The sequence below is a fragment of the uncultured Campylobacter sp. genome, assembly GCF_937980635.1.
Taxonomy (GTDB): domain Bacteria; phylum Campylobacterota; class Campylobacteria; order Campylobacterales; family Campylobacteraceae; genus Campylobacter_B.
Map to the genome: position 1 here is coordinate 111,437 of NZ_CALJPG010000020.1, position 13,012 is coordinate 124,448.

The 13,012-nt window shown below is 48.8% G+C and carries 13 protein-coding genes; 1 reads left to right on the top strand and 12 read right to left on the bottom strand.

Features of this window, described 5'->3' with window-relative positions:
- The 12 genes from Q0460_RS04550 to gap form a co-directional block, all read right to left on the bottom strand.
- Positions 1-1,062, bottom strand: coding sequence for a polysaccharide pyruvyl transferase family protein (locus tag Q0460_RS04550; RefSeq protein WP_299085424.1), 1,062 nt, complete (start codon positions 1,060-1,062; stop codon positions 1-3).
- Positions 1,059-2,681, bottom strand: a complete 1,623-nt coding sequence (locus Q0460_RS04555) for a Coenzyme F420 hydrogenase/dehydrogenase, beta subunit C-terminal domain (RefSeq protein WP_299085426.1) — start codon at positions 2,679-2,681, stop codon at positions 1,059-1,061. The genes Q0460_RS04550 and Q0460_RS04555 overlap by 4 nt, the downstream gene beginning before the upstream one ends.
- Positions 2,678-4,216: an oligosaccharide flippase family protein gene (locus Q0460_RS04560; protein ID WP_299085428.1), complete on the bottom strand. Its 1,539-nt coding sequence runs from the start codon at positions 4,214-4,216 to the stop codon at positions 2,678-2,680. The genes Q0460_RS04555 and Q0460_RS04560 overlap by 4 nt, the downstream gene beginning before the upstream one ends.
- Before the next feature lie 81 nt (positions 4,217-4,297).
- Positions 4,298-5,287, bottom strand: a complete 990-nt coding sequence (gene galE / locus Q0460_RS04565) for a UDP-glucose 4-epimerase GalE (protein ID WP_299085431.1) — start codon at positions 5,285-5,287, stop codon at positions 4,298-4,300.
- A 53-nt stretch (positions 5,288-5,340) separates the two neighbouring features.
- The gene (locus Q0460_RS04570) at positions 5,341-6,195 is read right to left on the bottom strand and encodes a DNA ligase (RefSeq protein WP_299085434.1); all 855 of its coding nucleotides are present in this window, start codon (positions 6,193-6,195) and stop codon (positions 5,341-5,343) included.
- Positions 6,185-7,549 (bottom strand): 3'-5' exonuclease, encoded by a 1,365-nt coding sequence (locus Q0460_RS04575; RefSeq protein WP_299085436.1) that lies wholly within the window; start codon positions 7,547-7,549, stop codon positions 6,185-6,187. Before Q0460_RS04575 ends, Q0460_RS04570 begins: the two co-directional genes overlap by 11 nt.
- Complete coding sequence (locus Q0460_RS04580) at positions 7,521-7,658, bottom strand: hypothetical protein (RefSeq protein WP_299085438.1); 138 nt, start codon at positions 7,656-7,658, stop codon at positions 7,521-7,523. The genes Q0460_RS04575 and Q0460_RS04580 overlap by 29 nt, the downstream gene beginning before the upstream one ends.
- Positions 7,659-7,814: 156 nt before the next feature.
- Positions 7,815-8,030 carry a hypothetical protein gene (locus tag Q0460_RS04585; RefSeq protein WP_299085440.1) on the bottom strand — a complete coding sequence of 72 codons (216 nt, stop codon included), beginning with the start codon at positions 8,028-8,030 and terminating at the stop codon, positions 7,815-7,817.
- Positions 8,031-8,165: 135 nt separating this feature from the next.
- Entirely contained in the window at positions 8,166-8,993 is an 828-nt protein-coding gene (gene fabI / locus Q0460_RS04590) for an enoyl-ACP reductase FabI (protein WP_299085442.1), read from the bottom strand.
- A 289-nt stretch (positions 8,994-9,282) separates the two neighbouring features.
- A complete protein-coding gene (locus tag Q0460_RS04595) occupies positions 9,283-9,996 on the bottom strand; it encodes a triose-phosphate isomerase (protein ID WP_299085444.1) in 714 nt (237 codons plus the stop codon).
- Entirely contained in the window at positions 9,993-11,204 is a 1,212-nt protein-coding gene (gene pgk / locus Q0460_RS04600; protein WP_177386771.1) for a phosphoglycerate kinase, read from the bottom strand. Before pgk ends, Q0460_RS04595 begins: the two co-directional genes overlap by 4 nt.
- A gap of 1 nt (position 11,205) precedes the next feature.
- Positions 11,206-12,210, bottom strand: a complete 1,005-nt coding sequence (gap, locus tag Q0460_RS04605) for a type I glyceraldehyde-3-phosphate dehydrogenase (RefSeq protein WP_298083303.1) — start codon at positions 12,208-12,210, stop codon at positions 11,206-11,208.
- Between the two features lie 137 nt (positions 12,211-12,347).
- On the opposite strand from gap, the gene Q0460_RS04610 reads away from it, so the two are divergent.
- Positions 12,348-12,725: a hypothetical protein gene (locus Q0460_RS04610; protein ID WP_297905289.1), complete on the top strand. Its 378-nt coding sequence runs from the start codon at positions 12,348-12,350 to the stop codon at positions 12,723-12,725.
- Positions 12,726-13,012: the final 287 nt, after the last annotated feature.

Sequence of the window (13,012 nt, forward strand, 5' to 3'; positions counted from 1 at the left end):
TTATGAGCCTAAACTTATTTTTAAAAATTTCATCGAATCCTCTCTTTTACGGCGCAACGCCTCATTTACGCCATCCCAATCGATAGTCGCGTCCAACCGTGCGTCTTTGGGATCTTGCAAAGCTCTATCTTCAAGCCCGAACGAGCCCAAAAGCGAGCTAAAGCGCGATGCGCCGCGACTAGCATTAACGAGCACAAAAAAAGGCTTATTAAAGATTATAGAAAATACGCAGCCGTGAAATGAGTCGGTTAGCACGAACTCCGCACTCGCAATAGCGCTTAGCCACGCTTTTATGCCGATGCGGTTGCCGCGGTCGTTCACCTCATCTATTTCTAGGCCGCTTTGCTTCTTTAATAGCTCTATCGCCGCTTCTGAGCGAGGCGATGGATCTAAGATATAGGCAAAGCCCTTGCGCTGGGGTGTATGGCTTAAAAATTTATCGTAAATCTCTTTGTTAGCTAAAAGCGTAGGATCTAGCACCCAGCTCGCATCTACGCCAAAGCATTCGCGCGCAAGCTTTACGCCGTCGCGCTCGCGCACCGAAATAGCTTTAAATTTAGCTAAATTTGCAGCGTGAGCTTTTAAATCCGCGGGGTTTTTAAGTCCACAGAGCCTATCTCCGCCAAAGCTTGCAGCATAGGCGATCCGCGTGCAGTTAGCCGGCAAAAATCCAAGGCTAAAGCAATCTGCAAAATCCGCAAAATAGCTAGGGCGAAAAACCTGATCGCTTCCTAAAATCACTGCTTCAAAGCGTTCTTTCTCGCACAGCGCTTTTAAATCCGCAAGCGTGCAAACAGGCGCGGTTAAAGGGATATTTTCTGTCACAAACTCGCTAGTATCGCGCTCGTAAGAGGGATTAAATTTCGCGCCACGAAGCTCCTTTTTAAGCGCGCATGCCACTAAAAATTTAATATACGCAATCGATAGTTTACTTCTTTGCAGGCGCAAGTTTATGAGCCACGGCTCATGCCCAAGCTCCACTAGCACGCGGCTTAGCGCGTAAACTTGTAAAATTCCGCCGTAATTATTTACTAACGGCAGGGTAAAAATCCCGATCTTCATGCAAACTTCCTATAAATTTTATATGCTGCGATCTTTGGTAGCGCCAAAAGCGCTAGCACTTTATTCGCAGAGGCAATTTTTTTAAGCCTAGCAGCGATGAAATCATCACAATCAAAATGCGTAGCGCTATATCGCTGGATCTGAAGCTTCTGGCGCAAGATGTAACGCCTAAGCGGATTTTTCGCGCCGTAGAAAATTTCGTTTTTACACTCCACCTGGCTTTGCTGCGAGCGCTGCACCTCTGCTGCAGATATCCGCTCGCAAAAAATCGCCTCGCGTGCCTGCTTCGTAGGCTGCGAAAATAGCGCGTCGATCTGAGCTGCGCGCGTAATTACAAGCGATGTGCCGCGCCACTCGCTCATTTCGCTTTGCAGCCACGCATCCATCAGCACGACGTCGGCGCATTTAGCAAAAACGTCGGTGCAGGCGTTGCACGCAAGAGGCGTAAAAGCGCGCGAACTCCAGTAGGCAAAGGCACTACTGCTGCGATCGTCTATCGCCTCGCTACCGTCTGTAGCGCGGAATTTAAAGCCAAAGCTCATCGCGCTTTTGCCCGCGATTTTATATCTGTAATTAACCGCCGCGAGCTGCTTGCGCTCTTTAAATGTAAGATCTGCCAGCTTATGCGTAAAACCAGCACCCTTGCCCTGTCCGCAAACCAGCCCGACAATAAAGCTTATGCGTGATTTAAGGCGCGGATTTTTGCTCGCGGCAAGCCTTAAAGCCTTAGCAAAGCACGGCAGTGCGCTGATCGCGTATCTACCCTCGCGGCGCGACATCTCTTTTAGCACTGCTTCAAGCGTGAGCGGATAGTAAGCGGACGAGCGCGCGCGAGTAAGCTCACCAGCATTTTTTATCACGCTAAATTTAAATAGCGGCACGGAATTTTCGCCCGCATAATTTCGCGCGTTTTTGGAATTCTCGCAAGCAAAATTCTGCATTGATACGGAATTTTTACAAGAAGCTTTAGAATTCTGTGTGGAATTTTCATTTGTAAAATTCTGCACGGAATTCTGCGTAAAATTTTTGCAAAAAGAATTTTGCGCACTCGTGAATTTTGTAGAATCATTGTCTGCCAAATTCTGCGTTAAATTCGGTATTACGGAATTCTGCTCGGAATTTTTGGTTGCGGAATTTTGTAAATTCTGTGGCTGCGCTAAATTTTCGTGGGCGGAAAAATCCCGCTTGAGATTTTGGGCTATAAAATCACCTTCGTCCGCGGGCACGACGCAAATCGCGTAATCAATGAGCTCGCGCGCAAAAAGCTCGCGAAAAATATAATCTCCCGCACCGCCGCTTGCACTGCTTAGGCGCTGCGCTTCATCTTTTTTGTAGAATTTATAAGTGGCTAAAAACCTGCCAAAATCAGGGCTAAAGCTTTCCAGCTCTGAGTATGATTTAGAATTTAGCTCGTTTTCGATCATGTCTTTTTCGTAAAACGGGCAGACTTTTAGACAAATATCGCATTTGTCGCGACACCCTTCGCCCTCCTCGGGCGCGTAAAATCCATTGCCTCCAAGCCGCATTTTTAGCACGCTAAAAGGGCAGCTGCTCGCGCAGACGCCGCAGCCGATACAGCGGTCTTTCGTAACCACTTCGCTAATTACATTGAAGCTCAAGCCCGCCTCCTTATCTTAGCCGCAATGTCGCCAAAAATCGCGCGTTCGTAGTCATTCATCGCCCAAAAATACGCGCTTAGCACAAACATAGCCGAATAAAGCCCGCCGCAAATTAGCAAAAAGCTCACTCCGTGCAAGTCTAGTGCGTAATTTATCGCTAGGCTTACTGCTATTGCGGGAGCAAATTTTACTACCATCGCGCCGATATTTTGCCAAAATTTAGCGATGTCAAGTCCGATTACACGAGCATAGTAGATATTCATCACGCAGATATTTAGCAAGGTGATCGCAAAAGCCGTGCCGCATGCAGCGCCCACGCCACCGTAAGCCTTAGCTAGCGGGATAGAAATAGCGATGTTTACTAGCGTGACGCAAAACGCAGCGATTGAGCGAAATTTGACTTTGTTTTTTGCCTGAAGCACGGCTAAGCCTAAATTTTGAATCAACGGCACGCTTACTGGAAGCACCAAAATAAGCGCGATTGCGTATGAAATTTCATAATTTGCGCCAGCCCATAGCACGATAAACTCACGCCCAAAAATCACCAAAAGCGACGCGATAAAAAATATCACGTAAAATTGCAGCCTACCTATTTTGATAAATTCCGCGCTAAGCTCGGAATCGGTGGAGTTTGCAGAGACCATTTTGGCGATTTTAGGAAGCATTACGCCGCTAATGGTGAGCGAAAGCGTGACGAAAGTAGCATTTATCGTGCTTGCTACGGCATACGTGGAAACCGCTGTAGCGCCTGCGACCGCGCCTAAGATGAAATTATCGACATTCCAGTTTACTTGATCGACTACGATGCCTAAAAATATAAAAAACGAGTAGCCAAAAATTTGCTTAAGAGTGGGGGCGTCGAAATTTCGCACGCTTATCACGGGCGAGACTTTGCTCTTGCAGTAGATGAAATCCGCCGCGACGCAGATTAAATTTACCGCCGTAGCGATGATTACGATCGCGATAGCCTTATATCCCAAAAGTAGCGCAGGCACCGCAGCTAGCGGCAGAGCGATCGTGCGAAAGATACCAATTAGTTTGATAAATACAAAATTCTCATGCGCTGTAAGGATCGACGAATAGATACTAAAAGGAAAGCTAATCGCTAAATTTGCAGTTAGCAGCATTAGCATAATGCGAATTTCGCTCATCTCGCTAGTGCTTAGCTTAGCGCCAAAAATTATGTGCAGATTGGCTAGCAGTGCAGCTCCTGCAAGCACGATCACCGCGCTCATTGCTAAATACACGCTAAAGATCGTGCCGTGCAGCTTATGCATGCGCTCCACTTCGCCGCTTGAGGCGTATTTGGCGGTATAGACCGTCACGGCGTTACCGAAACCCAAATCCAAAATCGCCAAATAGCCGATAACGCTACTCGCTAAAGAATACAGCCCAAACTCGCTCTGCCCCAGCGCCCGCAGGAAAAACGGCGTATAAACCAAAGTAAGTATCGTAGAAACAAAAATATTTACATACGATAGCACGACGCCGAGCTTACGCTGCGCGGCTTCGGGAGCGTTTAGAATTTTAAGCAAACAAGGCTTCCTTTTGCTCGCCGCTATTAAACGCGGCGGAGTAAAATTTTAAAATTTCAAATCGCACTTTCACGCTAGAACCTAGAGCTTCTTTTCCCAATTAAGCGCGCTTAGGATGATCTCATCCAGGCTCTCGTGCTCGGGCTGCCACGAAGTTTTGGTGCGAATTTTATCGGCATTTGAGATGAGGCAGGCAGGATCGCCCACTCTGCGTGGAGTGATCTGCACTTTAAAATCCACGCCGCTTACTTTTTTAGCTTCATTAACGACCTCTTTTACGCTAAAGCCCGTACCGTAGCCTACGTTAAAGACCGCGCTGTCGTTAGTCTGCAGATAATCAAGTACCGCTAGATGCGCGCTTGCGAGATCCTCTACGTGGATGTAGTCGCGTATGCAGGTGCCGTCCTTGGTGTCGTAATCATCGCCGAAAATGCTCATCTTATCGCGCTTGCCGACGATCGTTTGAGTCGCTACCTTGATAAGATGCGTCGCGTTTGGATAGTTTTGGCCGATCGTACCGTCACTTGCCGCACCTGCAACGTTGAAGTAGCGCAAAATTCCATATTTAAAATTCGGATTTGCCGCGGCTGCGTCTTTTAGCACCCACTCGACCATCAGTTTGCTTCTGCCGTACGGATTGATCGGATTTTGCGGAGTTTCCTCGCTTACTTGCGGGACGCCTGGCTCGCCGTAGGTCGCCGCAGTGGAGCTAAAGATAAAGTCTTTCACGCCGTATTTGTTCGCAAGCGCGATCAAATTCATCGCGTTGGCGGTGTTGTTTAGATAGTATTTTAACGGATTTTGCGTGCTTTCAAAAACCTCGATAAACGCCGCAAAGTGAATGATCGCATCGAATTTCTCGCGCTTAAAAAGCTTCTCGATTGCGGGGGTGTTTTCTAGGCTCTCTTGTACGAACTCAAACTCGCCTATCTTGCGAAGCGCCTCGATCGCTCGCATCGAGCCCTTGCAAAGATTATCCAGTATGACGACGTCGTGGCGGTTCGCTTCTAAAAGCGCCTTTGCGACGTGGCTACCGATGTATCCCGCGCCGCCGGTGATTAAAATTTTCATCTATTCTCCTTCGGATCAAAATTTATCAAAATACGCGATTATAGCCCCTTAGATTAAATCGCTGGTCGCACGCGCAAAAATACAGGGAAGCGCGGCTTTTTCTCGCGGGTTAGGTTTTGGTATTGATAGGTGATGATCGTGCCTACTTTAGGCGGATTTGCCCGCATCTCGTCGCTAAAGCCCGTGCCTACTTTAAATTTCGCCCCGCTACGTAGATCCACGCAGCTTAAAGAGCCCATCTTGCCCTCGTTTTTGCCGTAGCCCGGGTTGATTTTTACGACCTTGCAATCGCTATCGTGCATCTTTTTGTATTTTAAAATTTTATCGCTGCGGCCGCTTTCATAAAGCGCGTTTGGATCGCGCAGCACGACCCCCTCGCCGCCAGCGGCGATGACGCGATCGAAATACGCTTGCACGTCGGCGTGCGTGCTTACCGGAGTTTGCTGCACGATGAGTAAATTTTGCGCGCCGCTTGAGGCGATAAAATTTCTTAAAATTTCCATCTTCGCGCTTAGGTTTTTCTGCTCCTTCGGCAGGTCAAACGCGTAAAATTTCACCCTGCTCCAGCGCTCATCGGGCACGCTAGAAGAGACGATCGAAACGAGTTGTTCAAACTCCCCGCGCGCCGTGTATAGCTCGCCGTCGACGAAAAACGGCGGAAAACCCGCGCTCCAGCCCTCAGGAGCGTTTATGATCTTGCCGCGTCTGGAGCGCAGATTTTTGCCGTCCCAGATCGCGCGCACGCCGTCTAGCTTCTCGCTGATCACCCAGCCCGTGATATTCATGCCCGGGACGTATTCTTTAAGCAGCATCGGTTTAAATTTAGCCTCGTCCGCGACCGCGCCGCAGAGCAAAAACAGCGCACCCAAAACCGCGCCTTTTAAAATTTTAAAAATTTCACTTCGCATATGCCGCTAGCTCCCTTTCTATGAAATCGCAAAAAACGGGCGTATAGCTCATGCCCGCGCACTCTTTTTGCAAAAATTCGCCCATCACCGCGATATAATTCAAATAGTCGTCCTTGGTGATCTTGCCGCGCAAAAGCTCGTATTTCAAAAACAGCCAGTAGGTGTTGAGTACGTCGGATCTGCAGTACTCGTCGATCTTGGCCTGCTCGCCTGCGTAATACAGCTGCAAGACCTGATCGCCGTGCACGTCGTATTTGCCCGGCAAGCCCACGCTGGCGCAGATATGATCGAGCTTGAGCCCGCGAACGGCGCCAAAATCGCTGATGTGATCGAGCAGATCCAGATGAAACCGCCCGTCGTAGCGGCTGCGGTAGTTCTCCCATTTGCTCTTGTTATTATCGCGATCGTTCGTCTCAAAATACGCCGCGGCGCTTAGATCGTAGCACATCGCGCGCGCCATAATCATCGGCAGATCGAACCCGCGCCCGTTGAAGCTCACGAGCCGCGGATTAAAATCCTCGATGAAGGCTAGGAATTTTGCGATTTTATCGCGCTCGTTCTCGCCATCAAGCGTCGAGACGCGCAAAAATCTGCCGAATCCGTCCGCCATCACGGCGCTAATGCTAACGACGCGGTGGAAGCAGACGGGCAGGAATTCGCTGCCGGTTTTTTCTTTGAAAATCTCCATCGCCCTAAGCGAGAGCAATTTGTGGTTTAAAATTTTACTTTTATCCGCGTTAAAGATCGGCTGCTTGCCGTAAATTTTAAAATTTAGCGCGTTTAACGCGGGATCTTGCGCGGAATTTGAAGCGAGATTTTCGCTTTTTGAGTTTTCAAATGTAGAGCTTTGGAGCGTAGAGCTTTCCGCCGCGAAACTCTGAGGCGCAGGGCTTCGGAACGCGGAATTTTCTACCGCGGAGCCCTGTGCTGCGGAGCTTTGAGGCACGGTATCGTCGTAAGTTAAATTTAGCGACGCGGAATTTTTAGACGCCGTATTTTGCGGCGCGGAATTTTCGCTCGTAAAATTTCTCTGCGCGAGATTTTCAGCGGAATTTTCACTGGCGAAGCTTTGAGACGCGACGTCTTGCTGCGTAAAGCTTTGCAGTGCGGAATTTTGCTCGGAATTTTCTATTTTAAAATTCTGCTCCGCCGAATTTACAGCAAAATTTAAAGACGCGCTTTGCTTCTCGCCGCCGATCTTTTGCGAGAGCTGCGCGTGAAGAAGCTTTGCGAAGCTTTTTTTATCGAAAGGCTCGAAGCAGCTCGCGATCGCTTCCTCATCCAGCACCCGCACCAGCGCCGCTACGTCTGGGATCGTCTCGCAATCAAATACGCAGATGTAATCCTTTTTCATCAAGCTCCTTCCTGGCGGTTTTACCGCTTTTTTCAAAAACGGCTCTGAAATAATCCTCTATCTCCATGCCGTTTTTAGGTATGCTCGCTAGACCTAGCTCCTTGCTCATCCAAAGTTTTCATCGCCGCTTTCAACCTTAAAATTTTACGCTGCCGTATTTTCGCGGCAAAAGGGGCGTGCGCGGAGGCGGGCAAATTTCGCTACCGCTCGCAGCGAGGCAATTACCGTGCCCAAAAGCGTACCGGTCGTTAAATTTATCTTTTGGTTAAGCGCTTATATCGGGCAAAAGCTCGCCGGACGCCTCGCAAATCCTGCTTCGCAGCACGCTAAAATCGCCGCAGTAATCGCCCAGAAGTTGCAAAATATCGTCTCTGATCGCTTGCGAGCGCTCGCTCAGAAGCAGCTCCTGCAAAAGGGCGAAAATTTCGCTCTCATGTGCCAGCGTGCAGCCATAATATGGATCAAGGTAAAACCAGGGCACAACAGAAGCGAGGCTTTCTCAGCCTCGTCATCACCTCGCAAAACGGCGGCGATGCCCTCTATGCCGCTCTCCGCTATCCGTCTATGACTATCGTCGTAAAAAACTGCGCGCGTCAAATTTTGCCTTTTGCGCCGCTTACTCGGCCCTAGCCGCATCCCACGCAAGGATCGTCTTACCTTCGGCGTCGGTCGCCACGTCGCCCATACCCATGATGTTATAGCCGCAGTCCACGTAATGCACCTCGCCGGTCACGCCGCTAGCTAGGTCGCTAAGCAGGTACATCGCGCTGTTGCCGACGTCTTGCGTCGTGACGTTGCGTTTTAGTGGGCTGTTTACCTCGTTGTAGCGCAAAATCATCCTAAAATCGCCGATTCCGCTTGCAGCAAGCGTCTTGATCGGGCCTGCGGAGATCGCATTTACGCGGATACCGCGCGCGCCAAGATCGTGAGCGAGATAGCGCACTGAGCTTTCAAGTGCTGCTTTTGCGACGCCCATAACGTTGTAGTGAGGCACAAATTTTGGTCCGCCAAGATATGTAAGAGTTAGCACCGAGCCACCCTCTTTTAGCACCGGCAGCACCGCGCGAGTAAGGCTCAGTAGCGAATACACGCTCGTACCCATCGCGATATCAAAGGCTTCTTTAGTCGTGTTTACGAACTCGCCCTCAAGCGCTTCTTTTGGTGCGTAAGCCACTGCATGCACAACAAAATCGATCTCGCCAAGGTCTGCTTTGATGCGATCCGCAAGACCGTCCAAGTGGGCAGGATTGTTTACGTCAAGCTCATAGACGAATTTACTCCCAAACTCCTCCGCGATCGGCTCTACGCGTTTTTTCAGCGCGTCGTTTAGGTAGGTAAACGCCATCTGCGCACCCTGCGCGTGACAAGCTTCGGCGATGCCGTAAGCGATGGATTTGGCGTTAGCGACGCCAACGATGAGGCCTTTTTTGCCTTTTAAAATCATTATTTCTCCTTTCTATTTTGCTTGGCTTTTTCTACTTATTCTGCGTTAAAATTTAAAAAATAATGCTCACGAACCATATGTTCGCTCCGCTTATTTTTTAAATTTTGCCTTGACTAAGCGAAAAATCCTTCGCAATTTGACTTAAAATTCTACAAATTAAAATTTGCAAAATCTCGCGAAACGCCAAATTTTAAACGCAATTCGATAGCGGCAGTATCGCGAAGCTAGACTAGGCGACTTAAAATTTTGCGACGGGAGTTACCCTATTAGGTAATGACCGAGCAAAATTTTAAGGCAACGAAGTATAGCGATGCGAGACGACGCGTATAAGCTCCAAAAAGCTAGAGGCGTCCCAGCTTGCTGTGCCCACTAGCACCCCGTCGCAACCTTTTATCGCGCAAATTTTTGCGATATTTTCAGCATTCACGCTGCCGCCGTAAAGTAGCGGCGCGGGGCTTTTAGCACGCAAGAAATTTAGCATTCTTTCGATCTGCTCGCACTGCGCGCTTCTGCCCGTGCCGATCGCCCAGACAGGCTCGTAGGCTAGTACTAAGCTCGGATATTTCAGATCGATACCCTCAAGCTGTGTCGCTACAAACTCCTCGCTGCGTTTTTGCGCAAATGCCACCTCATCCTCGCCGACGCAAAAGACGATGCGCCAGCCGCGTGCTGCGGCAAAACTGAATTTCTCTCTTATCAGCTCCGCGCTCTCGCCCAAAATGGCGCGCCGCTCGCTGTGACCGATAAGAACGGTTTTGACGTCAAATTCCGCCAGCATATCGCCGCCGATCTCGCCCGTAAAGCTGCCGTGCGCGGCAGGATAGAAATTTTGCGCGCCTTGAGTAAAATTTTTCGCCTTCGCGCAAAATGCGCTAGCAGGAGGAAAAACCAAAATTTCATCCTCGCGCGAAATTAGGCCCGCTAAGCCTTCATCCAAAGCTTTAGCATACCGCTCAAAACTAGCGCGAGTATGGTTGCATTTAAGATTCGCTGCCAGTATCATCGCAGCTCCGTTTTAGCAGTAAGCACTCGCACGCCCGGCAGCTCCTTGCCCTCGATGAGTTCTAAGCTCGCGCCGCCTCCGGTAGAAATAAAAGTCATATCATCGGCGTTGCCCGCGCGTTCGACGACATCTGCAGTATCGCCGCCGCCCACTACGGTTGTGGCGTCGCTATCTGCGATCGCGTGCGATATATGTAGGCTGCCGCGAGCGAATTTATCGATCTCAAAAACTCCCATCGGTCCGTTCCACCAGATCGTTTGTGCATCGTCTAGGGCTTCTTTAAAAAGCGCTACGGTCGCAGGCCCGATATCTAGCCCCATCCAATCGCTTGGAATTTCTTGAACGGTAACCTTTTTTGTAACGGCATCTTGCGAGCATTGCGGAGCTGCGACGGCATCGACGGGGATATAAATTTTAACCCCAAGCTCGCGAGCATTGCGGAGAATATTTTTTGCTTCCTCGATTAGATCCTCTTCGAGCAAAGATTTGCCGATGTCATATCCGACGGCTTTTAAAAATGTAAACGCCATGCCACCTCCGATGATGAGCTTATCGACTTTAGGAAGTAAATTTTTAAGCGCCTGAAGCTTGCCGCTTACTTTGCTGCCACCCGTTACGGCTACGAAAGGACGCGCAGGATCTTTAATAAGGTCTTTAGCAAATTTTATCTCTTTTAGCAGCAAAAATCCCGCCGCTTTGTGTGCCTCATCGTAGAATTTCGTAATCGCCTCTACCGAAGCATGCGCGCGGTGGCATACGCCAAAAGCGTCGTTGATATAAAATTCCGCGTAGCTTGCGAGCCTCTTAGCTAATGCTTCGTCATTTTTGCTCTCGCCCTTTTCGAAGCGCAGATTATCTAGCAGAAGCACTTCGCCCTTTTTAAGCGAATTTACCGCAGCTCCAGCTTCCTCGCCCGCGACATCAGAGACAAATTTTATCTCGCGTTCCAAAAGCCTAGATAGCCTCTTTACCACAGGCTTTAGGCTAAGTCTTTCTTCGTATCCGTTTTTCGGGCGCCCTAAGTGACTGGCTAAAATTACCGCACAGCCCTCGTCTAAGCAATATTTAATCGTAGGGATAGACGAACGGATGCGACGATCGTCCGTAATATTACAAAACTCATCCATCGGCACGTTAAAATCGCACCTGATAAAAACGCGCGCGCCGTCTTTAAATTTCAAATCTTTAATCGAAAGAATTTCGCCCATCTTATTTCCTTCTTTTTGCCGCATATAAGGCTAAATCTATGAGGCGCTCGCTATATCCCCACTCGTTGTCATACCAGCTCATCACTTTTATCAGATTGCCGTCAATTACCTGCGTGCAGTCGCTAGCTACGATGCTGGAGTATTCTGAAGTACAAAAATCACTGCTGACACGGCTATCGTCGTCTACGAGCAAAATTCCTTTCATCTCTTTAGCAGCATAGCGGCGGAAAATTTCGTTTAGCTCCTCGGCACCCGTCTGCTTGCGCGTTAACACCGTTAGATCAACCATCGAAACGTTAGCCACCGGCACGCGCACAGATTGTCCGTGCATCTTACCGCTTAGCTGTGGAAGTACCTTACTAATCGCTTTTGCCGCGCCCGTCGTAGTCGGAGCAATATTAAGAGCAGCGGCGCGTGAACGGCGGAAGTCCTTGGCTTTTACATCGACTAGGCTCTGTCCGTGCGTATAAGCATGAATCGTCGTCATCAGACCCTTTTCGATGCCAAGCTCATCGTCTAGAATTTTTGCAATCGGAGCCAGGCCGTTAGTGGTGCAGCTAGCGTTTGAGATGACGCGTTGTCCTGCATAAGCGCCCTCATTAACGCCGATTACAAAAGTAGGCGTATCATCCTTGGCAGGCGCGCTCATTACGACTACGCCGATACCGTTGTCTATGAACGGCTTACATTTTTCGCTCGTTAAAAACGCACCAGTACATTCAAGCACAGCTTCTGCACCATCGCCCGCAAAATCAAGCTCCGCAGGCTCTCTGGTGGAATAGACGCGGATCTTTTTTCCGTCTACGGCTATGCATTCGTCGCTTAGAATTTCTACTTTTTTACGAAATTCGCCGTGAACCGTGTCGTATTGAAGCAGGTATCTCGTAAGCTCGCGCTTAGCGGTATCGTTGATCGCCACAAGCTCTACATCGTCCCTGCTTAGCGCAATTCTAGCCGCGCACCTACCGATCCTTCCAAAGCCGTTAATTGCGATTTTTACTGCCATAAGGTTCTCCTTATTTGGGATGTTTTCAGCTGGAATTTTACTAAATTTGGGTTAATCTTTGATTAAATAAAAAGTCGCGAAATCTAGGATTTACTTTTTGGCTATATAATTCGCGAACTTTTTTTAAAGGAGAAAAAATGAGACGAATTGTATTCTCGTCATTAGCGGCAATCGCGATTTTAAGCGGATGCAACCAACCTAAGGCCGATACGGCTCCGCAGCAAAAGCAAGAGTCTGTAGCGCACACGATCGTATTTCTACTCGGAGAGACCGGAGATAAGCGCATCAGCCTTAGCTCGAACGATATGTTCGCAACGGGCGTGTTAACCGACGAAAAAGGCAAAAAGCATAATCTTAAACGCGCGGCTTCCGCAAGCGGCATAATGCTTACGAACGACGAAGGTATCGAGCTTCTTTTCAAACGCGGAGAGGGAGTGTATACACCGGGAAAAGGCAAGAAGGATATTCCGGTAACTTACACCGAGCACGAGCACAAAAGCGGCGAAATGATGTAGCCACGGCGGGGTTAAATTTAAGCGCCCGCAAAAGCGAATTAAATTTAACCCCTCATTTCCGCTTCTTTATCCATAGCAAAATTTAACTCTCGTTTCGGTCTCTTTGATCTGTTATGAAATTTAACCTTTTATTTTCGCTTCTTTCGTCTACGCAAATTGAGCTTTTTTTGTAAATTTGAGCTCGCGTGCGTTAAAAAATAAGCTCCGCAAGCCCGAAATCCTCAAATTTTAAAAATCTCCATTTAATTTGCGCTCTACCTACGAATTTTTAGTTTTAAACCGAATTT